Below are 19,700 nucleotides of genomic sequence, written 5' to 3'. Positions count from 1 at the left end.
TTATTCCACAGGTTCAAGCTGCTTTTCTGCGAATTTATTGAGTTCATTTTCAATTCTGTCAACGGCCTCTTCCTGCATGATTGGGAGAAGATGTGAGTACCTCTCATTGAACATTGCAGGAGTCATTCCCAATCTTTCGGCAGCCACCTTCGGATTGTGATCTTTGGGGTGCAGTTGGCACCGGAAAAGTATGATCAGATTACGGCTGCGGTAAATGCAGTGTTAGGTATCCTGGTAGTGTTGGGGATTGTAAGTAATCCAGAAGCAGGCAAGGGGTACACTGATAAAGAGCAAGGTTAAGAAAGCACAATAACTCTGTGCAAGAAGCCAACCAATTTTAAATAGATCTAAGGGATGGCTTCTTGCTAAATAATTATTTTAAGAAGAACTTAATGATTTTATTAGCTGCTGTAGCTGCTCCTAAAGATAGTAAAGTCCCGACAACAATCTCACCGAGATGACTCTGGCACTCAGTCACTCTCATCAATTGAAGGAAGTCGCGGAGAGACAGGCAACTGGATCCGGAAAAGGTGACCCGGAAAGTTGGCGAGTGGAGATTATAAAAAGCGAAATAGGTCAGATGGAGAACTTAATAACTACACGTGCATATAATAAAGCAGAAGACAAAGTCATCTTTATGACTTACTACAATAATGTTCTCGAATTAACAAATTATCCGAAGGAGGACTAAAATTGCAAAGATTAATGACAGATGTAATTGCTAATAAATTTTACAATCTGGATTTCGAAATATTAAAAACGTGTTTTAGTCCTCTTCAGATGATAAAATATGCGCACGGATATGTAATACGAGCAGAAGATTTTATTATTTTCTTAGGTGAAAATGGTGGAATAAAAGTAGGCATTGAGTATGAAAATAAGAGTGAACTGCTAAAAAACTCCAATTAGTTTTATCAACGTTATTGCCTATAAATGATTATTATGAAGGCAAATACCAAGAGAGTATTATTAATAATTTTCTCTTAAGTTGGCCTGATGACTATGATTTCAAAAAAGACATGAATTGGGACTTTAATAAATTCCATTATGAAGAGCAATCAGTACCTTCATCGAATGGAGGTAAGTTTAGCAAATTAGTACGAACATAAATGTAAAACACCCTGCCTTCCAGCAGGGTGTTTTACTACATAGGGGAGAGGTTAGTGAACACTACATACAAAGTCTTTATTTACACCTTGTTCTAATAACGATAAATTTGATGTAGCGAAAGCACCGTACCCTGCCATTATTGGTGGGGTATTTCTTTGCATTCAGGAAAATTTTCCTTATCGTCACATACATAATGTGGAAAATGATTTATATTTAAATTACATAGATCGGAAGCATCGGCAGTGTAATCCGGAATTATCAGACCTAGCGGATATAATCGCAGGTCTATTTTTGTAGGGGGAATAGTATTGCTGAAGTTTGTAGTCCTTGCCATAGTACTTGTGGTTGTATCTGCAGTTGCGGTATCTGTTTGGGACGGATTTAGTTTTTACGGATCGGGACGGATATCGGAATGTAGTTCAGGCGAAGCGATATTCGTACCCAGTAGGCTTAGGAGCTGTTCAAGAGGTATATAGCTCAATGAGGTACTACCGAGCCAAGAGGTCTATGGTGATAGCCTCAAATCAATATACCACTGCATGCGAAGAACTTGCGGGACATAACGCTGTAAAACTACATAACAGAAATGATCTTATAAAAATAATGGATTTGTTCAAGGCGGGACAGATCGAGAAGGCGAAGGACATTATAGAAGGAGACCCACATATGATATTTGATTCCTGGGATAACTACATGAATGGAGATAAAGTAATAAAGAAAGATTACAAAGCAGAGAAGCGAATTTTAGTTGAGCAACAAGGGGAGTAAGAAGATGAATAATACATACAAAGTCCTGAAAACCGATACTGATTTTTTGACAGCTGCTCTCCGTCAAGCACGGGTTGCCATCGTAGAACGACGTGGAGATCTGGCTGGTTGTATAATTGATTGTGGAGGTCCAATCCGGAAATGGAGTCCAGTTAGTGTTAAGGTTGCTGATGAGTGAATTTGAATTTAGGATGGTTTTGGCATAAGCGTGTATAATAAATACCCTGTCAACCTTAAGTGTTTGTTGGGCTTTATTGTATTGAGTAGATGCATCTTTGTTGATGAAATAATATATTTGAAATGGATGGTGAAATATGAAAAGTTATTTTATTCATAATGAGGCAGTTGTTCTACACATTCTTGAGAATGGAGTGGTATCTGAAAAATCACCTTCATTACTTATAATTAATGGATTGTGGGAATCTGCAGAGAGAGCCATCCCACTGCTGTCCAAAATTCAGGGACATGTTGTTACTTTTAGTTTTCGAGGTCGTGGGTTGAGTTCTACTCCAGAAAATAATTATAATCTTGTGGATCATCTATCAGATATTGAAGCAGTTATTTCCTATTGCGGCCTTAAGAATTACTGTGTACTTGGGTTCTCCAGAGGTGCTGCGTACGCTATAGGTTGGAGCTTATCAAATCAGAAAGACATGTGTGGACTTATTTTGGTTGACCAAGCTCCTATACATAGAAGTGTCGGGAAAGAGGCATTGGATTTTTGGAGTAAATTGGTATATTTGCAAGTGCCAATACTAAACCATATGCGTCTTGAAGCGTTGCAAGGATTGAGGAATGACGCAGATGAAGTTGATTTTTCGGAACAACTATCAAACCTTCACATTCCAGTTGCTCTTTTCGCTGGTAGGAATGCGGCGGCGAAAATCCCTTCGGATATATCGGAAGAAACACTTGAAATATATAAGGAATCAATCCCCGGATTGAATGTTATAGAATTTCAGAATTCCGGTCATATGATTCCAGATGAAGAACAACAAAAATACATTGAAGAAATCGGTCTGTTCTTGAAGAAATTAGTATAGGAAAACTTTCCTTACCAGTGATATAGAGTACATATACATAATGTTCCAAATGAAATATATTGAAATTATTTAGTTTGAAATCGAAAGGTTGTGTGTGGGATGGATAACGGTTATTTTGTGGGTTGGGGGACGCTGGCTCTAATTAATGCAGGACTGGCGCAAGGGAAAAACAGGAGTGGACTAAACTGGTTTTTACTTTCATTGCTTTGTGGTCCATTGGCTACATTCTTCCTTGTGATTTCGGATAAGGTCCGATTAGATTAGAGCTAAAGTTTATTCAAAATAAACCATTTGTGGGGGGCGACATGAGTACTACATACAAAGTCCTGGAGAACGATATAGACTTCCTGACTGCTGCCCTTGCACAATCCAAGGTGTCTGTCTGGTACCGGGAAGATCCAGATCCAAATGGTCACCTGATAGATTACGGGGGGGGATCGTGGAAGGATACACACCGGAGTCGATCAGGGTAGCCGACAGTTGGTTTATGCGTGAACGATTTGAATTTAGAGCATACATAAAATAGGTTGAAGGTTTTCATTGTCTGTCCAATCCAATACTCCTCTCTATGCATACTCTATGAGTATAAATAAAGAGGAGGTAGTTTGACATGGCACAAATCATAGATGTAGGAAGTAGTACTGCGACAACAGGAAGCCAAACGGTATCCATTCCCATTCTCGCGCCGGCTCAAAATTTAATCTTAGCTGAGTTTGGACTAGCTACCGTAGCAAGTGGAAGTGTTCAACTGGATGCAACTATTGGTTTTCAAACGACATTGGGTGTTCCAAGTGTGATTTTCACTTTGTACAGAGATGGACAACCTATTTTCAATGTGGGAGCTAGTGGACTTTCGATTTCAGCAATTCAACCTATTACTATTTCATATTTGGATAGAAGCGTTCCAGAAGGGTATCATGCATATTCTTTAGGCGTGGCCAATAACAGTCTCAATATTTTACTGAATACTGCCAGTGTTACTGGACCGGTTACCTATTCTGGAATATCGATTGGATGAGTTTCAAAAGCCCGTCAACCTTAACTGGTCGGCGGGCTTTTTGTCGTTTACAGATTGTCCTAAATATAATTTTCTGTTTTTGCATTGTACGGAAGCACCGAACGTGCATGTTGCTCCCCTGATGTGGGAGCGTGGATTGAAGCTATATAACAAGCAGAGCGACTGCAAGTTTTAAACGGTGGCGATCCGGGGCTGTTTTTGGCGAACATATAGGAATGAAGATCATGCCTTTAGAGTTGAACGCGTACTTTTTACTTGAGCAACGAAAGAACTACACAACAACCGACCAAGCCAATGCTTGGTCGGTTCTATTTTCCCCCATACATACACCTGTATTCACTACATTATTCTTAGCGCAACACCTTAACCAAAGCCGCGATCTCTTCGTCACCGTAGCCAGCATGAAGGGCCTTTTGGAACAGACTTTCGGCGAACAGGGGGAACTTGTTATTGATACCGGATTCACGGGCTTGCAGTGTGAGTAGCTCGATGCTTGTCATGGACATTTGAAGTGAGCTTAATGGTTGACTGTAACTGTTGTTCTGGATGACCGTGCCCTGATGTTTCATCACCTCACCGATCACAGGCGATACAAGGGCAATCATCGCGCCAAAAGCATCCACCGATAAATCATCAGTTTCAAGAATTCGCGCAGCGTGGAAAAATCCCAGATAGGAGCCAAACAGATAGGATAGGAAGGCCAGGTCAGTTGAAGCTGCTGCGCTGACTTGTTCACCGTGATAAGTTACGTTCCCGGCCAGCATTTGTAAAAATGACTCACTTTGCTCCCAGGCTGTAACGCTGCCTGAGGTGAAAATCGTAGCCCCGGCGCTGCCCATCTGCGGTGGCGATGCCACAATAGCTCCGTCAAGGTACGCTGCTCCCAGCCCAGCGGCCCACGCCTCATTGTCACGGGCTTGCTGTGGACTCCCGGTACTCAGTTGAATGAGTACACGGCCAGCCAGAGTGGACTTCACGTTCTCCTGATCCATGATGCTTTTGGACACGGTGTAATCCGATACACAGATGATCGTGATCGGACTGGCAGCTACGGCCACAGCTGGATTGGAAGCGAGAACGGCTCCTTTACGGACAAGGGCTTCTGCCCTTGAGGGGGTGCGATTCCATACCGTGACTTGGTAATTCTGCTCTACCAATACTGCGGCGATTGCAGCTCCCATGGCCCCTAGACCAATTACCGTAACTTTATGCATGCGTTCTGCCCTCCTTGACATTCCCCGAAGCGGATTCAACTGCAATGAGATGTTTCATTTGAATATTCTTTGAGTCGATCATACTGGCAAAATCCCGAAACTCGGGCGCGGAATGAAGCTGTTTCATTGCTGCCAACGCGGTCTCCATAGTTGACCAATAGATCATATCGGTCCATTGGCTATGGTCTGCGGTATGCATCAGATTGCGGGACTGAAAGCCGGGAACCTCGGTGCGCAGAAATTCGGTTAAGGTCTGTGCAGATTCGAGGAAACTCGCCTCGTTCGTGCCTTCTTTTAAATGAAATACAACCAATTCCAATACATACGGCGTCGCTGCTTGTGTCATGTTCCTTGCTCCTCTAATGTTATTGTCAGCTGTGTCGTAAGGCTTGACTTCACTAACAAGGTTCAGTATAAAGAGTAATGGTGCCAACACATGGCACTATTCCAAAATTAAATCCCAAGGGAGCATGGAAGTGAACAAAGCACAGCGCCTGATCCAATTGATTATGCTGGTGAATGAACGCAGAAAGTTTACGATACAGGAGTTGGCTGACGAGTGCGGCGTATCCCGGCGGACCATGATCCGCGATCTGACGGAGCTGAGTGAGTTGGGGGTGCCTCTGTATTCCCAGGTGGGTGCTCATGGTGGTTACCGCGTACTACGCGAAAAAGTGCTTCCACCCATCAGTTTTACGGAGTATGAGGCGATGGCTTTGTTTTTTGCCTGTCAATCGCTTCGTAATTATAAATCTCTCCCGTTCGACAATGAGGTGAACACTGCACTTCAAAAGCTCATGCATTACTTGTCAGATGACAGAAAATCTGCGATTGAGCGGATGCAGGAGCGTCTGGTGTTCTGGATACCTCCCCATGATCTGGACCTTCCCTGTCTAAGAGACTTACTCGAGGCGGCCTTGGAGCAACACACCGTCCGTATCCTTTATGAGGCCAAGAAGCGGAGTGAGCGTACCATTCAGCCTCTAGGTGTGTATACAGTGAACGGGTTGTGGTATTGCCGGGCGTACTGTGAGGTGGTGAAGGATATGCGGGTCTTCCGGGTAGATCGGGTAAAAGCATGTGTACCAGCGGCAGATTCCAGTCCGCGTTACAATCCGACCCATTACGAGGCCAATATTCACAATTGGGTGATGCGGATGGAGGAGAGGGATCTGGTCGAGCTGGTAGTGGAGCTGACGCCTGAGGGGGTTAGGCGCTGCCAATCCGAGATATGGCTGTCACAGTCGATTGAGGTGCGTGAGGATGGGGCAGGGGTTATAAATACGCAGATTAGTGAGTCCTATCTGAGCTGGGCAGCACATTTTTTCCTGGGATTCGGGTTGGAGGCTCATGTACACCGGCCTGTTGCTTTACGGGGACAAATCGTAAGGCTGGTGCAGGAATTATCGAATCAATACAGGAGCTGACTGTAGTTCTTAGAGATTATGTAGAGATACTCCTACCCTCCCTTCACGATGCTTCCCGGATTGAATAGGCGCTATTCGTACCTTAACACACCTTGTGAGTGCTTCGCGGACTGACGTTTCGCTATTCGCTCATCTCGCCACTCATTTGGGGCCAGATCGAAGAGTTAGTGTATTCTCAGTCCGTGAAGAAGGCACCAGCAAGGGTATATTGAGTCATAACGACCGTGGAATCCGGTAGAGAGGAATGATACGCAAGGCGTCTGCATCCAAAGGAAGATGGTGCAAATGTGAAGCTCACATGAAATCCCCGGGAGATCCGCACCATAATTATTACATTAATTGAGTAATTTATTCCTGCAAATCCGACAAAAATACCATATACTCCCTTTTTATTTCAAATGCACAAAAGGAAGCTATTCCTAAATGTCGAATGGTATAATTTAGAAATATGTTTGTAGTGACCAGTGGACTTAGGAAGGGGCTGTTGGCTTTGTTTATCCGTTATATTCGAGTTGAAAATTTTAGGGGGATTGACCACTTTGAAGCCGTAATGAATAATAATTTATTGTCTGTTGTTGGCCAAAATGATGTCGGGAAATCGTCTGTGTTGCGTGCAATATGTGTGTTCTTAGAAAAGGAGAAGATGACTTTAGAGGACTTCCCAAATGATGACCTATTTAAGGTTTGTGAAATCGAGCTTCATTTTGAAAGCAATAAAGGAATAAGCTCTGGGAGCGAGGATTTGGTGAAATTAAAACAGACGTATGAAGCTCACAACGGTAAAATTATCGCCAAGCAATTTATATACAAGTTAATTTCAATTCCCACAGAAGAAGAACTTGATGATTACAAAACTTTAAAAGCCATCGCCAAAACACTATCAATTGAATTTCCATCAAGAAAACCAACAAATGCCTCGTAGCTTGATCGGATTAAGAAAGAAGTAAAACATAAGGCGACTCTACATCAAGACTATGATTGGTATGAAGATGACTGGGAACCCATTAGATCACACCTACCTGAAGTGATTTTCATCCCAGCCTCCCAAGACCACCTTTCTATTAATGCAAAAAACGATTTTCCTAGTAGGATTTTAGATCCAACTAGCGTAGAAGTTACAGGTAATATTTATGAAGGAAGAGTCACAAAGTAGTTCTGGCATAGAGCTAGTTCAGGACATTCCTTTGCTAACGTATTTGTAAACGAACCGAACGAAACAGATATAAATATATAACTTGACGATTGGTCACAGGTTCGAGTCCTGTAGGGCCCACTTCACTAAACCCCTTGCCTAGCAAGGGGTTTTTGCTATGTTGTGGTTTTTTTTTGAATCCAGAAAAGACCTGACAATGGCTGTGCACCTATCCGAGTTTGCCTTAATAAGATGTTGTGAAGTTGCATAATTTTAGGGAGGTAGACAACGGATGAAGAAGAAACGGCCTACAATAAAGAAGACAAGAACAGGCTCAACTCAGGCACAGAGACACGTACATGAATTTGAAGGGAGCACTAAACTGGCTGAAGAAGGTGCAGATCGGCACAACCACCGGTTCGCAGGTGTTACAGGGCAAGCGATTCGGGCAGGAGCAAGTCATGTCCACGAGATTGATTTGGAAAGAACTGATTTCTTGAATCATTTTCATAATTTGAAGAAGATTAGAACAGGGCCAGCTATTTCAGTAGGTAACGGCAAACACGTCCATTTTGTTACGGGTCAAACTACATTAAGTGATGGTCACGTACACAAGTTCAATTTCGCAACATTGATTCAAGCGCCTCTCGTATAAATCGGATTAATATGGAATTATGTAGTCTAAATGGATAAGGATAGGCTCTTAGAGCTTGTCCTTTTTTTGTTTACGGCTGCCGGACAAACTTCCTCCGTTGCTAGCGAGACTGGATTGTGAGATTATAGGGAAGTATAAATTTGAGATGGAATAGAGGAAGGCGAAAAATGCTTAAAACGATCTTTAAAAATTATCCTTTGTGGTTCATGATTATTTGGGGTTGTGTAATGATTGGGTTTGTTGTGTTGTTTATAACGGGCATTAACCTGTCGCTAATGATGGCAGGGCTCATGATCCTATATATTGCAAACACAATTCGTGCCTGGAAAAATGAACGGATTATGGGCGTTATTTCTTTGGTGCTGGTTGTTGTATTTGCAGCAGCAACATACGTAACATTCATGGCGGATAAATAAACCAGACCGGCTGAATGCACAATAACACATTTCCATTTCACCCAAGCAGTGAAGGGCATTCTGCATATTCTATGCTGTACTCACTTTTGAAGGAGGAATGGGAAATGGGTTCATGTGGATGCGGAGAAAATCAAGGTTATGTTGGCGGTATGGGCACATCGACTGCGGCAATTCTGGTATTGTTTATTTTGCTCGTAATTATTACCAAATCATTCTGGCTGTAACTTCTGCTTATCCAGCTTCCTAAGTTACACACACACAAATGCAGCGGCTGCCAAGAGTATTGTTTCTGCTCAGGCTTCCGCTGCTTTATTGTTTACCGGTTTATCCGCCGGATCTCTCATAGGGCAGGTTCAAGGTATCGAAACTGTAGGTTACCTGCTGGGACTTTACTTCCGTAGCCTTATGAAAAGTAAAGGTGCTGTCACACACCACGCAGGCCAGTACTACAGCTTCCGCGGTATCTGCAACTAATTTAAGCTGGAACTTCTTTTTTTTGAACTCCTGATTGAACAGCCGGTCTACATACAGCAGGCTTTCTTCATAATGAATTGTAAAATGCCAGCCCATGGGCGGAAAGCAGTACACCCCCGCGAAGTGTCTATATTGTTCATAGTCCGCGGTGTCCGCAAGTTCCGGTTTGACTATTATGGAGGTCGCCCCAGTGTACAGAATGCTTCTCAGGCCCTTTACAAGGCGGGCTACAGGGCTGGCATCGTTGTTGCTGAGTACAATTACGGTGAAATCTCCGGATATGTACCGCTGCAGGGTACAGGTGTATCCATAAATATTCCCGTCCATAAACATTTCTTCTACAGGCTCGCCCTTTACACAACAGCCATATCCCGCCGAAGCCTCCAGGTACCACAAATATCCGTAAGGAGTAAGCATACGGTCATAGGCTTCCTTGCTTATTACTGTGCCGCTGCCCAGCGCCTGGATCCATGTGAACAAATCGGCCGCAGTGGAATAGAGAAATCCGCTTCCAAAGGCACCAGACATATCGTAATATTCTGCACAGACTACGCCTTCACCCGAGCAGGAATACCCGTATGCCTTATTGGTGAGAATCTCCTCATTGCAGCTTATTCCGGTATGCTTAAGTCCGAGCGGAGCAAATAAAAATTTCTCGTAATAAGCGCCGATCTCCATGCCCGACACAATCTCAACGATTCTGGCGAGGAAGACAAAATTCGAGTTGCTCTTCTGCGCTTGCTGTCCAGGTTCACCTTGCAACGGTTCGTGATTTAACCACTCCCGAATGCTCTCGGCAGAAAGCCGGTCTCTTGGACTATATTGGCTCAGCTCTGTGTAATCCGGTATCCCCGAGGTGGAGGACAGTAAATGATGAATGGTGATGCGGTCTCCGTGTCTATAGCCGGGAAAATAAGTTTCCATGGGCTCGTTCAGGCGAAGCTTCTGCCGGTCATACAGCTGCATTACAGCCGCTGCCGTGAACAGCTTAGTGATGCTGCCTATATTATAAATAGTGGAGGGTGTATTCGGCATGGCATACTCATGATTTCCGTATCCATATCCCTTCTCCAATAAAATATGATCTCCCTGGGCAACCAGCACGGTTCCGCTAAAACGTTCCGCATCCTCCCAGGGTTGCATGTATTGTTCGAGCCTGAACTGAATGTTGGTCATGTCTAGCCTCCTAATTCCTGTATTACTCTATTGTATAAGACATGACAATAGCTGAATTGTAAAAAACGGACAGGCTTAGTTCAAGCTTTTGATATATTCGCTGGGAAGCAGCCCGCAGATGCTTTGAAATTCATGTATGAAATGAGCCTGATCATAATATCCGGTCTGCAGTGCTGCATCGGTCAATTTTCTGCCTTCCATCCTGTTCAGCATCCCGAGAACGCTTTGAAAGCGCATGATGCGCGTAAAGGTTTTGGTGCTTACGCCGGTGCGTTCATAGAAGATTCTCCTCAGCTGCCGTTCACTGACGCATTCTCTTCGGGCGAGCTCCTTGACCGTGAGAATCCCCTGAGCCTGCCAGATATGGACAAGGGCGTTCTGAAAAAGATCATCCCCGGCCGGAGAGTCATTTAATCTGGAAAGAAGGCTGCGGTCGGTCAGAAGTATGAAGTGTTCCATGGAAGCGGCAGTCTGCAAATGGCCGGTCAACTCCGTCTGGAGTTGTTTCCATATCTCGCTTAGGTCAAGGATTTGGTTCGTGAATAAATCGGCCGGTTCTCTCAAGAAAGCCTGCAGCCCTCCCGGATAAAATCGGATTCCAAAAGTGTGCAAGCGGTCATACGCCAGATCCACATAAAGTGACCGGTCCAACGTGCCAACGATCATGCCATGAAGGGTTGCCCTATCTTTTCCTATCTGGAATACGATATCGATGCAGCCGTCGGGGGCAATCATTTCCTTCCTGCCGGATATTGAAATTGGGCTTTGGGAGTCTTGGGAACTGCGGATGGTAGACAGCCAGTAACAGTATACATATTTATGTAATTTAACACTTGGCCTCCATTCGTTATATTTACCGGGCAAGTTAAGAATGGAGGAGCGGGCTTGAACTGGGACAAAGGGGGAGCTCATCAAATGTCCTCCTAATCTGAAAGATCATAAAAGGTATGTGTTTGTCAGGGTCTGACCGCCAGCCCCCAAAGAGTTACAAAGACAAAATTATAGAACTTGTATATTTTCAACTTTATATTATAGCAAATATAATCTCCAGCCTATAAAAAAAGAGGCGGCAGCGAATCGTTTGGTGAGTAATTGACATTCAGGGTACATGGATCGCATTTTACCTTGGTGTATTAGTGATTGAAGAATATATTGGGATAAAGGAGGAAGTCCGATGTTTTATGACCAGGCACCGTATAAAGTCAAAGTGGAATGGGGGCAAAGAGGAGCGCGGGCCGCGTCTGAACGCGGGGACATTGTGATCATAGTTGATGTGCTCAGCTTCTCTTCTACGGTAGTGACTGCGGTTCAGCACAAGGCTAATGTCTTTCCGTATCCCCCGCCAATCAATGAGAATGCCAAAGCCTATGCCAGAGCCAACAGTGCGGAAATCGTCTGGGGAAGAGCGGAGGCGATCAGAGAAGGAGGGCATTCCCTGTCTCCATTGTCGTTTAGTTCTGCTGATTTTGGCCGTGACTTTGTATTATGTTCATTAAATGGTGCTGCTTGTACGTGGATTGCTTCACAGGTGCCGGCGCTGCTCATCGGATGTTTCCTTAATGCGTCTGCCGTGGCTGAGGTTGCTAACCGTTTAATGCAGCAACTGCAGGCAAATATCACTGTGGTCCCCTGCGGCGAAAGGTGGTCCGATGTTAGGGAGGGTGAAAATAATTTGCGTCCAGGCATTGAAGATTATTTAGGTGCAGGATTGATTCTTTCCCAATTAACCGGCAGCAAATCTCCTGAGGCTGAGGTCTGTATTGGAGCCTTGAAGTACTCCAGCAAAACCATCAGGGAGCTTATATGGGATTGTGCGAGTGCCCGTGAACTCCGTGAGCGCGGGTATGAAGACGATGTGACCTATTGCTGCCAGGTGAATATTAGCAGTGCTGTGCCTATTCTTCAAAACACCCGCTTTATAAATGCTAAGGATCTTAATTCATAGACCAGATTTCCCCATTGGATGAAGTCCAAGTTCTATCGCCGATAGTAATATTCCATGAGTAGCTTGCGGATTTCTGATCCAAGGAGGCCTTCCAGGATAAACCGTTCCATTCTCCCTCAGGTCTATCCATGATGGGGGTCCAATGACGTCCATTGTCTTGCGTTGCATAGAAGAGTAGAGAGGTTTCAGTCTGGCCTTCCTCGTTCAGCAGCCCGATTTCATTCAGTAGGACGATTCCATAATTTGTAGAGGTGAAAAATATAGGAGATGCAGGGTTAAACTGAACGGCAGCGTATTTGGGAGGCACTTCAAGCTGCTCTTTGGCCCAGTGAATTCCGCCATCGGTTGTCTTATATAGTCCAATATCGCCTTGTCGTGGAGAATGGATCGTAATCCAGCCGGTGTCCTTCGTCTTAAACTTGAGGTCTCCAATGGGGCCGCTTGGCAAAGTGCCGTTTAAGGAATCGCTCAGCTTATGCCAGGATATGCCTCTGTCATTGCTCATATAGATACGGTTATCTGCCTGATACATTCCTGAACCTGCTGAAGTTGCCTTCCAGCTGTACCCAGCTTCCAAAGAATATTGGAATGTACGGATGTTATTATCTTCATCTATGTTACCGGCTTGCGGACTGTATGCGAACATAAGCTGGATTACGGACATAAGAACCCAGAGTGTTTTCATGGAAATCCCCTCCTCCTCCCATAGTAAAGGAATAAATTGGGAGATAGGTTACAGAGAGATGAAAGAAAGGTTAATTTCCTTTTATGAAACTTTTTGGATTTGTAAGCGTTTTATTGAGTATACACAGAAAAAGGAGATGGAGAATATGTCTGAGCAAAAGAAAATTCAGGAGCTTGAGCGCCGGATAGCTACGCTGGAGAATCAAGGCGGGCATCCACCCGGCAATGACCCCGGAAAAATATTGCGCAGGGTAATATGGGGGATTCTGATCGTGTTTTTCCTGCTGACGGCAATAGGCGTAATGCAGTTTGTGAGCGCAGGCTAGCCAGAGTGTTCATTCGTTCTTCTCATGAACGAGCAGTGTAGTGCAGACAAGCGCTATCAGGATGAAGAAGGATACATGCTGCAGCAGATAGATGGTAGTGACGGAAAAGATTCAGTTCATCTTCAGCGGGATTTCATAAGGGCTTAAGCTAACGGGATTATAGTAAACACATACCCCCCTTATTAATAGATATGGACCCTGCCGGACGCCGGCGGGGTCACTTTTTTGTTCATGGGTTCCCCTAATCTTCTTCCTTCGGTTCTTGCAGCAGAATGGAGAAGGTCTGGGTTTCATGATCGACCTCAATGGTCTCAATGCCAACGAAATCCGGGATATCAGGATGCACGGCATCCACGCTGTAATCCGGATGGGTCATTAATAACTGGATGACTTGAATGGCGTCCATTTCGCTCCCCCTTACGGGTAAATTCACCCTATACATAAGGTCTCTGCATTTCATTATGCATAGGTTTATTATCCCCGCAGCGTTTACCGAATATGTCGGTGGATTAAATTTCTGTCTTCGTTCCTTTCCATCACAGCCATCAATTGCCCCTGGAACACTCGTCTCTGAATTTGGTCAATCCGCTGCATGGCCAGCTCAGCAGGAACCTGAAAGGTTGAAGCGATATATTGGACGGCATCTTCACGGAGTTCAGGCAACATTCTGGCGGAAATCATGGAGTAGGGCATCGCCGCATAAAGGATAAAACGCTCGGATTCATCCTCCTGTGCCTGTGTGAACTGTTCGGGCATCAGCGTGTGGTTACCGGCATGGCGAAGCAAATGGCAGAGCTCATGGAGGAACTCGAGACGCTGCAGCTCGGGTGGAAGGCGGCTGTCAATAAACATGCTGTACATGCCTGCAGAGGCTTCAATGCTCTTGCTTCTTACATCCAGATAATGAATCCAGATATTCAGCCGCTCCGATATGTACTCAATGGAGATTTGCGACGGCTGTTGCACGTTCAACCGCTGATATAAATCTTCAGTCCATTTCTCCAGGGCGGTCATTTGATAGTAGGATTGCATGGGAATCACCTCGATATAGGATCGTATGTTCGTATTAATGGCCAAAAGAAAAGCCCAAAGGGCTCAAGGATAACCGGAACTCATGTTCTTATGTATGTAAGCATAAATCAATCAAACTACAATATCAAGTGTTTTTCCCAAGTTGGGGTGTGGGCTCTGCTGGAGCATTTGGACCAGATTCTGGCTTTGGATCTCAGTCGTTTTTGTGGCAATATTCATGACTTGCAGCCCTGCAGCCTGGTGTAGGGACGCCTGACTCATCGCCATTGATAATGCAGCAATGTCCATGTTGCACCTCCTAAAAGTTTTGTGAAGCTTTACTACTTTAGATACTGCATCGCAAAAACTCGCTTCGGAAGCATCCGCTAAGTTTTGTGAGCAATGCTTCCTGAAAGTTCTTCGTACAAAACTCACATCGAAAGCATACGCTAAGTTTTTTGAAGCTTCACAGCTTTGAATTTACATACTGTATATCGACAATGACGGGCCGATACTTTAGGTGAATGACATTTCTTTGCCGTTTGGCCCATACGGTAAATCAGGCTTTGACATATTCTGTGCTGTATTCAATATTCACAAGGAGGAATTAAATAATGGGTGTAGATTATGGTTGCGGTTGCGGTAATAACGTTGGTGGAGTAAACCAAGGTCCTCCGGCAGTTATGCCGGTAGTAAGCCCATGGACATCGACAACCTCCATACTGGTTCTCTTTATTCTTCTGGTAATTATTACAAAAGCCTGTATATTCTAAATCAGACTCAATCGAATGCTGCCCCGTCAGGCATATGCCAGATGGGGCTATTTCTTTTTTTTACGGGCTGTGGGTCCAATCTGACGTTTGATTCTTCCCGTGGTTTCGTCGACTTCAATGATATAAAGTTCTTTTACCGTGCCTGCAAGTGCAAACCATTCCTTGAAGGCTTCTTCCTCAGACATGGGCCCGTAAAGCCTTTTTCCCCGATAACAAATATAGAACACCTTGGCTCTCCGCGCGTGGAATATTATCCCACTTTATATTACGCCTAATTCACGGAAGATTGCATAAAGAACATTTGTTCGCATATAATACATACAAATATTCCTGGGCTTTCTAAAGGAGGCGGTTTACATGAGTGTAAAAGAATTGGAGAAACTGATCGGGCAGGTAATTGAGATCATATATGAGGACAAGTCGGGGAACATCACCCAGCGCAGAGTTGAGGTTCATGGGATTAAAGGCGGGCTGCTCCGGGCCACCTGTCTGACCACGGGCGGTCCAAGGGTATTCCGGACTGCTAACATCCTTGCCTGGCGTCAGGCAAAGGCCCGTTATGCTGGATGATACAGCGCGCAAGCTGTTGAGGATCATGTACCATTTCAGCAACCACTTCCGGAGGATGCCTACACTGCCTGAGCTTGCAAGGCTCAGCGGGCGGACACCGGCGGGAATCTATTCCGGATTTCGCGAGCTGGTGCTGGAGGGTCATATCCAATGGCAGCTGCCACAGCCTATAGAATCGGCGGTTATTTTGGTGGCCTGGGAAACTCCCGAGCCTGGGGCGCATACTTCGATCAGCGGCCACTGGAAGGACTGAGGGAATCTGCGTAGCGCTATGTACACAAAGAAACGGATACCTTCCGGGAGGACGGTATCCGTTTCTTTGTTATTTGAACATGAATTCTACCTTTGTTCCATCGGCAAAATCCTCCAGCTGATTGCCTACCCAGCTTCCTGCCCCGCGGTTATCGCTTGGCGTTATGTATTCAATGTCGGCTCCGGCGCCGCCTTCGTCACACATGGCCATCGGCCATTCATCACGGTCGTAGCCTTTTTTGGTCGGCACCCCTTTTAAGGATTCCTTGCGGTTCGCTTCGGCTTCCCCACGGTTGATGGTGCAGATCGCCGATTCCCCGCTGCTGATTGCCTCCTGGATATGTCCGGCTGTCTCCGGGTAACGATCCGCCGGGAATTCGAGCTGGACCACCTCGGAGTCTTCCGAAGAAGGCGTCGTGACGTTCTGGCCAATATCTTCAAACCAGTAAGCCGCCAGGACCAACAGTGCAATGATGATAAGACTGGGGATGAATTTCTTCTTTTTCACATCTGCTCCTCCTAAAAGTTTTGTGAGCATAGCTTCATGGATTCGGTTCGTACAAAACTGGCATCGGAAGCATAGGCTTAAGTTTTGTGAGCATAGCTTCATGATTCAGGTTCGTACAAAACTAGTATCACAAGCATAGGCTTAATTAGTATAGCGTAAATTCAGTGTCCTTTAGTATACTAAGTTAGGAAAATAAAGGGGGGACAGGGAGATGGGAAAAGAGATTTCAATTGAAGACCAGACGCTTATCGCCTCTGCGGTGGAGATTATCAAGAAACGGTATGAGTGGGAGCGGCATCATGTCAGTGCGGCCCTGCGCACCAAGACGGGAGAGATCTTCACGGCGGTTCACCTCGAGGCCAGCCTCTCCCGTGTTACTGTGTGCGCGGAAGCGATGGTGATCGGCAAGGCAATTTCCGAGGGGTACAAGGAGTTCGATACCATCGTTGCGGTGAGGCACCCGGACCCGGACAGCGAGGACAGAGAGATCAAGGTTGTCTCACCTTGCGGCATGTGCCGGGAGCTGATCGCTGACTATGGCAAGGATTGCAAGGTCATTCTAATCGAGGATGACAATCTGACCAAGGTCGATATTATTGATTTGCTGCCTTTGCGGTATGCAAGGTAGGAGGCAGCCGTCCCGGCATTATACATACGTCTAGAGTCGATGAGATCGGCAGGCCATGCAATGGGGATATTAACCCAGGTTGGAGACAAAAACCAAGAGCCTTCGGGCTCTTTTTTTGCTAGCAGATGCAGCATGCGGCTATATGGTGAAATGAGAAGTAAAAGTGCATTTGAATTCGCCGCATGCGGGCTATATGGTGCAATGAGAGGTAAATATGCAATTGAATCCGCTGTATGTGGTCAATTTGGTGAAATGTGAGGTAAAAGTGCATTTGACTGCACCACATGTATGGCTACATGAGAGGCAGTACACCAATCTGACTGCTGCCGCGTCAATTGGCGGAACTCCTAATAAAGTATCATACTTTATTTCGTCCTGATCTTTCCGCATAAATGGCTCCGTCCCTGGAAACGGAGAGCGGAGCCGTTTCTTTGTGGGAACCGATAATTTTGTCCGTTTGTTGTCCATCCGCCGCCACTTTGTCCCAAACCTTGTCATAACATGGTATAAAACCAAGGGAGGGTGAACAAGGATGGAACAGCGTATACTCCGGGATATGCTCGATTCGGCTTCAAGGCTGGTGAATGACGCCCAGTGGCAGGCAGCATTCAGCAGTCTGCTTAGAACTCCGGCGGACACCGAACTGGCTCTTCCGGCCTTGAAGGTGCTGAATACGTTATATTCGCTGCAAGGCACAGCAATCCTCAGCGGGCAGCATGATTATCTGGAGAGTCCGGATGAATTCAGCAACAAGCTGAAGAATACCTGCGGACAATATGCCGCGCTCCACGGCTATGAGCTGGGTGCGATTAACAATCAGACAGAGACAGTTATAGAGAGCCAGCGTCAGGCGGTGGTGGACAGTGCAGTGCGCTGGCATAAGGCGGGCGGAATTGTGACGATGAGCTACCATGCCCATTTACCGGGTACGGCTCCGGCCTGGTCCAATGTCTCTATGAGTCTTAGCGAAGGTGATTTTGCCAAATACCTCACTCCCGGCACCGCTCAATACAATGCGTTAATGAAGGATCTGGACAAGACGGCCCTTTCTTTAAAAAAACTGAGGGATGCCGGTGTGCCTGTGTTGTGGAGACCGTACCATGAAATGAACGGCGGATGGTTCTGGTGGGGGCAAAAACGCCGCTTTACCGAGCTTTGGAACCTTATGTTCGAACGGTATACGGTTTATAATAAGCTGCATAATCTGCTCTGGGTGTGGAGCCCGAATGCCAAAAATCAGTGGTGTGACGAGCCTGCGGGTTATTATCCCGGTGCGGGAAGAGTGGATGTGCTGGCGCTGGATATTTATGAGGGTGATTTCAAAAAGAGTCACCACGACACCCTTTGGGATCTGGGGCGGGGCAAGCTGATAGCCATTGGGGAGAACGGGCAGCTGCCGTCCCCGGCCCTGCTGGCAGGTTCGCAGAATAAATGGTCGTACCAGATGACCTGGGGCAAATTGCTGTACGAGAATAACAGCGATGTGGTTATTAAGTCTTTTATGAAGGACAGCTTTGTACTCACGCGGTCAGAGTATACGGTCAAGGCTGCGGAACCAGTCTCGGCGCCTCCGGCAACTTCGTTGCCAGGACTTCGGGGAGAGTATTACAATAATGCGTCACTTAGCGGCACTCCGGCGCTGGTCCGCACCGATGCCAATATTAATTTCATCTGGAAGCAGGGTGCTCCCGATCCGGCGGTTCCGGCCAATTTATTCTCAGTGCGCTGGAGCGGCAGGCTGAAGGCGGGTTACAGCGAGGGCTATACGATTTACACTTCCTCGGACGACGGCATCCGGGTGTGGATTGACGGAGTGCTGGTGATTGACAGCTGGATGAAGCAAAGCGGACAGGAGCGCAAGGGCAGCATCGGCCTGATTGCCAGCAAGCTGCATGAGCTGAAGGTGGAGTATTATGAGAACCAGGGCGATGCGAAGGCGGTGTTAATGTGGGAAAGCTCCAGCCAGCCTAAAGGTGTTATTCCGGCCGGAGCGTTGTATCTTCCGTAACGGGCTGCCGCAACAACTTAGATTTGCTCGCGGTAGCTGATGTTGTTGGCAATTTTTTCGTTGCGGACAGCGCCTCGCAGCACATCCTTCACAGACTGCACCTTGCGGATTTTCCGGAACAAAAGCTGTGGTGATGAAGGGTCATCGGAGAACACAGTAAGCGTTCCGATTCCAAGCAGACGGTCCGGAATGGACTGGGCTACCGAGAAATCATTTACCCGCAGCAGTTCAACTTCTTCGAGATCCTTGCCGATAAGTCCGGTCTTGACCATAATCCGCTGACTGGTGATCGTGTAGGTAGTTGTGTTAAGGCCTATGAGGCCTTTGAGGCGGTCGGAAATGCCGGCGGGTTTGCCCTCCCACAGCTCGACTTCCGGACCTGAGCCGGAGCCGGACATTCCTTTAGCTGACGTTTGGTGCGGTGCCGCTGGAACCGTTCCATCGACAGGCGCTCCGCATTTTCCGCAAAATTTGGCACTCTGCTTGTTTTCCGCGCCACAGGCTGTGCAATAAGCCATAAGGGATCTTCCTCTCTTATTCTGGATGAAATGATTATAGTATA

Annotated in this window: 28 protein-coding genes; 17 read left to right on the top strand and 11 right to left on the bottom strand. The window is 46.1% G+C overall.

Going from position 1 to position 19,700, the window contains the following annotated elements; genetic code table 11:
- Positions 1 to 693 precede the first annotated feature (693 nt).
- The 5 genes from H70357_RS25385 to H70357_RS25370 all read left to right on the top strand — a co-directional run bounded on the left by H70357_RS25385 (position 694) and on the right by H70357_RS25370 (position 3,939).
- Positions 694 to 909, top strand: coding sequence for a hypothetical protein (locus H70357_RS25385; RefSeq protein WP_038595326.1), 216 nt, complete (start codon positions 694 to 696; stop codon positions 907 to 909).
- 540 nt (positions 910 to 1,449) lie between these two features.
- Positions 1,450 to 1,878 (top strand): restriction endonuclease, encoded by a 429-nt coding sequence (locus H70357_RS25380; RefSeq protein ID WP_081965926.1) that lies wholly within the window; start codon positions 1,450 to 1,452, stop codon positions 1,876 to 1,878.
- A 314-nt stretch (positions 1,879 to 2,192) separates the two neighbouring features.
- Complete coding sequence (locus H70357_RS36070; RefSeq protein WP_156130948.1) at positions 2,193 to 2,921, top strand: alpha/beta fold hydrolase; 729 nt, start codon at positions 2,193 to 2,195, stop codon at positions 2,919 to 2,921.
- Between the two features lie 305 nt (positions 2,922 to 3,226).
- Entirely contained in the window at positions 3,227 to 3,394 is a 168-nt protein-coding gene (locus tag H70357_RS36065) for a hypothetical protein (protein ID WP_156130947.1), read from the top strand.
- 137 nt (positions 3,395 to 3,531) lie between these two features.
- Positions 3,532 to 3,939: a hypothetical protein gene (locus H70357_RS25370; protein ID WP_038592998.1), complete on the top strand. Its 408-nt coding sequence runs from the start codon at positions 3,532 to 3,534 to the stop codon at positions 3,937 to 3,939.
- A 350-nt stretch (positions 3,940 to 4,289) separates the two neighbouring features.
- On the opposite strand, the gene H70357_RS25365 is transcribed toward H70357_RS25370, so the two are convergent.
- On the bottom strand, positions 4,290 to 5,153 hold the full coding sequence (locus tag H70357_RS25365; RefSeq protein ID WP_038595325.1) for an NAD(P)-dependent oxidoreductase: 864 nt from the start codon (positions 5,151 to 5,153) through the stop codon (positions 4,290 to 4,292).
- Positions 5,146 to 5,499, bottom strand: coding sequence for a hypothetical protein (locus H70357_RS25360; RefSeq protein ID WP_052092249.1), 354 nt, complete (start codon positions 5,497 to 5,499; stop codon positions 5,146 to 5,148). Before H70357_RS25360 ends, H70357_RS25365 begins: the two co-directional genes overlap by 8 nt.
- Before the next feature lie 124 nt (positions 5,500 to 5,623).
- On the opposite strand from H70357_RS25360, the gene H70357_RS25355 reads away from it, so the two are divergent.
- The 5 genes from H70357_RS25355 (at position 5,624) to H70357_RS35475 (ending at position 9,007) form a co-directional block, all read left to right on the top strand.
- Positions 5,624 to 6,580 (top strand): helix-turn-helix transcriptional regulator, encoded by a 957-nt coding sequence (locus H70357_RS25355; protein WP_331281738.1) that lies wholly within the window; start codon positions 5,624 to 5,626, stop codon positions 6,578 to 6,580.
- A 484-nt stretch (positions 6,581 to 7,064) separates the two neighbouring features.
- On the top strand, positions 7,065 to 7,502 hold the full coding sequence (locus tag H70357_RS25350; protein ID WP_038595323.1) for an AAA family ATPase: 438 nt from the start codon (positions 7,065 to 7,067) through the stop codon (positions 7,500 to 7,502).
- A gap of 502 nt (positions 7,503 to 8,004) precedes the next feature.
- Positions 8,005 to 8,367 (top strand): YmaF family protein, encoded by a 363-nt coding sequence (locus tag H70357_RS25345; protein WP_038595322.1) that lies wholly within the window; start codon positions 8,005 to 8,007, stop codon positions 8,365 to 8,367.
- Between the two features lie 167 nt (positions 8,368 to 8,534).
- Positions 8,535 to 8,783, top strand: coding sequence for a hypothetical protein (locus H70357_RS25340; protein WP_038595321.1), 249 nt, complete (start codon positions 8,535 to 8,537; stop codon positions 8,781 to 8,783).
- 104 nt (positions 8,784 to 8,887) lie between these two features.
- Complete coding sequence (locus H70357_RS35475; RefSeq protein ID WP_081965922.1) at positions 8,888 to 9,007, top strand: YjcZ family sporulation protein; 120 nt, start codon at positions 8,888 to 8,890, stop codon at positions 9,005 to 9,007.
- A gap of 100 nt (positions 9,008 to 9,107) precedes the next feature.
- Here the strand turns inward: H70357_RS35475 and H70357_RS25335 are convergent, their stop codons facing one another.
- Positions 9,108 to 10,433, bottom strand: a complete 1,326-nt coding sequence (locus H70357_RS25335) for a serine hydrolase domain-containing protein (RefSeq protein ID WP_038595320.1) — start codon at positions 10,431 to 10,433, stop codon at positions 9,108 to 9,110.
- A 75-nt stretch (positions 10,434 to 10,508) separates the two neighbouring features.
- Positions 10,509 to 11,345, bottom strand: a complete 837-nt coding sequence (locus H70357_RS25330) for a helix-turn-helix domain-containing protein (protein WP_038595319.1) — start codon at positions 11,343 to 11,345, stop codon at positions 10,509 to 10,511.
- 262 nt (positions 11,346 to 11,607) lie between these two features.
- Here H70357_RS25330 and H70357_RS25325 point away from each other — a divergent pair, with 262 nt between their 5' ends.
- Positions 11,608 to 12,378: a 2-phosphosulfolactate phosphatase gene (locus H70357_RS25325; RefSeq protein WP_038595318.1), complete on the top strand. Its 771-nt coding sequence runs from the start codon at positions 11,608 to 11,610 to the stop codon at positions 12,376 to 12,378.
- Here the strand turns inward: H70357_RS25325 and H70357_RS25320 are convergent.
- Positions 12,368 to 13,063: a WD40/YVTN/BNR-like repeat-containing protein gene (locus H70357_RS25320; RefSeq protein WP_038595317.1), complete on the bottom strand. Its 696-nt coding sequence runs from the start codon at positions 13,061 to 13,063 to the stop codon at positions 12,368 to 12,370. The two genes, H70357_RS25325 and H70357_RS25320, sit on opposite strands and share 11 nt — an antisense overlap.
- Positions 13,064 to 13,208: 145 nt before the next feature.
- Between H70357_RS25320 and H70357_RS25315 the strand changes: the two genes are divergently transcribed.
- Entirely contained in the window at positions 13,209 to 13,388 is a 180-nt protein-coding gene (locus H70357_RS25315) for a hypothetical protein (protein WP_144024223.1), read from the top strand.
- Positions 13,389 to 13,629: 241 nt separating this feature from the next.
- Here the strand turns inward: H70357_RS25315 and H70357_RS36060 are convergent, their stop codons facing one another.
- The 3 genes from H70357_RS36060 to H70357_RS35470 form a co-directional block, all read right to left on the bottom strand.
- The gene (locus tag H70357_RS36060; protein ID WP_156130946.1) at positions 13,630 to 13,794 is read right to left on the bottom strand and encodes a hypothetical protein; all 165 of its coding nucleotides are present in this window, start codon (positions 13,792 to 13,794) and stop codon (positions 13,630 to 13,632) included.
- Between the two features lie 83 nt (positions 13,795 to 13,877).
- The gene (locus H70357_RS25310) at positions 13,878 to 14,420 is read right to left on the bottom strand and encodes an ImmA/IrrE family metallo-endopeptidase (protein ID WP_038595315.1); all 543 of its coding nucleotides are present in this window, start codon (positions 14,418 to 14,420) and stop codon (positions 13,878 to 13,880) included.
- A gap of 111 nt (positions 14,421 to 14,531) precedes the next feature.
- Positions 14,532 to 14,708 carry a YjfB family protein gene (locus H70357_RS35470; protein WP_076109072.1) on the bottom strand — a complete coding sequence of 59 codons (177 nt, stop codon included), beginning with the start codon at positions 14,706 to 14,708 and terminating at the stop codon, positions 14,532 to 14,534.
- A gap of 305 nt (positions 14,709 to 15,013) precedes the next feature.
- On the opposite strand from H70357_RS35470, the gene H70357_RS37230 reads away from it, so the two are divergent.
- On the top strand, positions 15,014 to 15,172 hold the full coding sequence (locus H70357_RS37230) for a YjcZ family sporulation protein (RefSeq protein WP_379143734.1): 159 nt from the start codon (positions 15,014 to 15,016) through the stop codon (positions 15,170 to 15,172).
- 47 nt (positions 15,173 to 15,219) lie between these two features.
- Here the strand turns inward: H70357_RS37230 and H70357_RS36055 are convergent, their stop codons facing one another.
- The gene (locus H70357_RS36055; protein WP_156130945.1) at positions 15,220 to 15,357 is read right to left on the bottom strand and encodes a hypothetical protein; all 138 of its coding nucleotides are present in this window, start codon (positions 15,355 to 15,357) and stop codon (positions 15,220 to 15,222) included.
- Between the two features lie 172 nt (positions 15,358 to 15,529).
- Between H70357_RS36055 and H70357_RS25305 the strand changes: the two genes are divergently transcribed.
- Both H70357_RS25305 and H70357_RS25300 read left to right on the top strand, forming a co-directional pair.
- Positions 15,530 to 15,742 (top strand): hypothetical protein, encoded by a 213-nt coding sequence (locus H70357_RS25305; RefSeq protein ID WP_038595314.1) that lies wholly within the window; start codon positions 15,530 to 15,532, stop codon positions 15,740 to 15,742.
- Positions 15,732 to 15,995 (top strand): hypothetical protein, encoded by a 264-nt coding sequence (locus tag H70357_RS25300; protein ID WP_038595313.1) that lies wholly within the window; start codon positions 15,732 to 15,734, stop codon positions 15,993 to 15,995. The genes H70357_RS25305 and H70357_RS25300 overlap by 11 nt, the downstream gene beginning before the upstream one ends.
- Positions 15,996 to 16,064: 69 nt before the next feature.
- Here H70357_RS25300 and H70357_RS25295 read toward each other — a convergent pair whose 3' ends face one another.
- A complete protein-coding gene (locus tag H70357_RS25295) occupies positions 16,065 to 16,502 on the bottom strand; it encodes a NucA/NucB deoxyribonuclease domain-containing protein (RefSeq protein WP_038595312.1) in 438 nt (145 codons plus the stop codon).
- A gap of 211 nt (positions 16,503 to 16,713) precedes the next feature.
- Between H70357_RS25295 and H70357_RS25290 the strand changes: the two genes are divergently transcribed.
- Both H70357_RS25290 and H70357_RS25280 read left to right on the top strand, forming a co-directional pair.
- On the top strand, positions 16,714 to 17,130 hold the full coding sequence (locus H70357_RS25290; RefSeq protein ID WP_038595311.1) for a cytidine deaminase: 417 nt from the start codon (positions 16,714 to 16,716) through the stop codon (positions 17,128 to 17,130).
- 532 nt (positions 17,131 to 17,662) lie between these two features.
- Complete coding sequence (locus H70357_RS25280; protein WP_038595309.1) at positions 17,663 to 19,138, top strand: glycosyl hydrolase; 1,476 nt, start codon at positions 17,663 to 17,665, stop codon at positions 19,136 to 19,138.
- A 17-nt stretch (positions 19,139 to 19,155) separates the two neighbouring features.
- Here the strand turns inward: H70357_RS25280 and H70357_RS25275 are convergent, their stop codons facing one another.
- The gene (locus H70357_RS25275; protein WP_038595308.1) at positions 19,156 to 19,656 is read right to left on the bottom strand and encodes a PH domain-containing protein; all 501 of its coding nucleotides are present in this window, start codon (positions 19,654 to 19,656) and stop codon (positions 19,156 to 19,158) included.
- Between the last annotated feature and the right edge of the window lie 44 nt (positions 19,657 to 19,700).

The organism is Paenibacillus sp. FSL H7-0357, assembly GCF_000758525.1.
GTDB lineage: Bacteria > Bacillota > Bacilli > Paenibacillales > Paenibacillaceae > Paenibacillus_AQ.
This window is presented reverse-complemented; position numbering and strand designations above follow the sequence as displayed.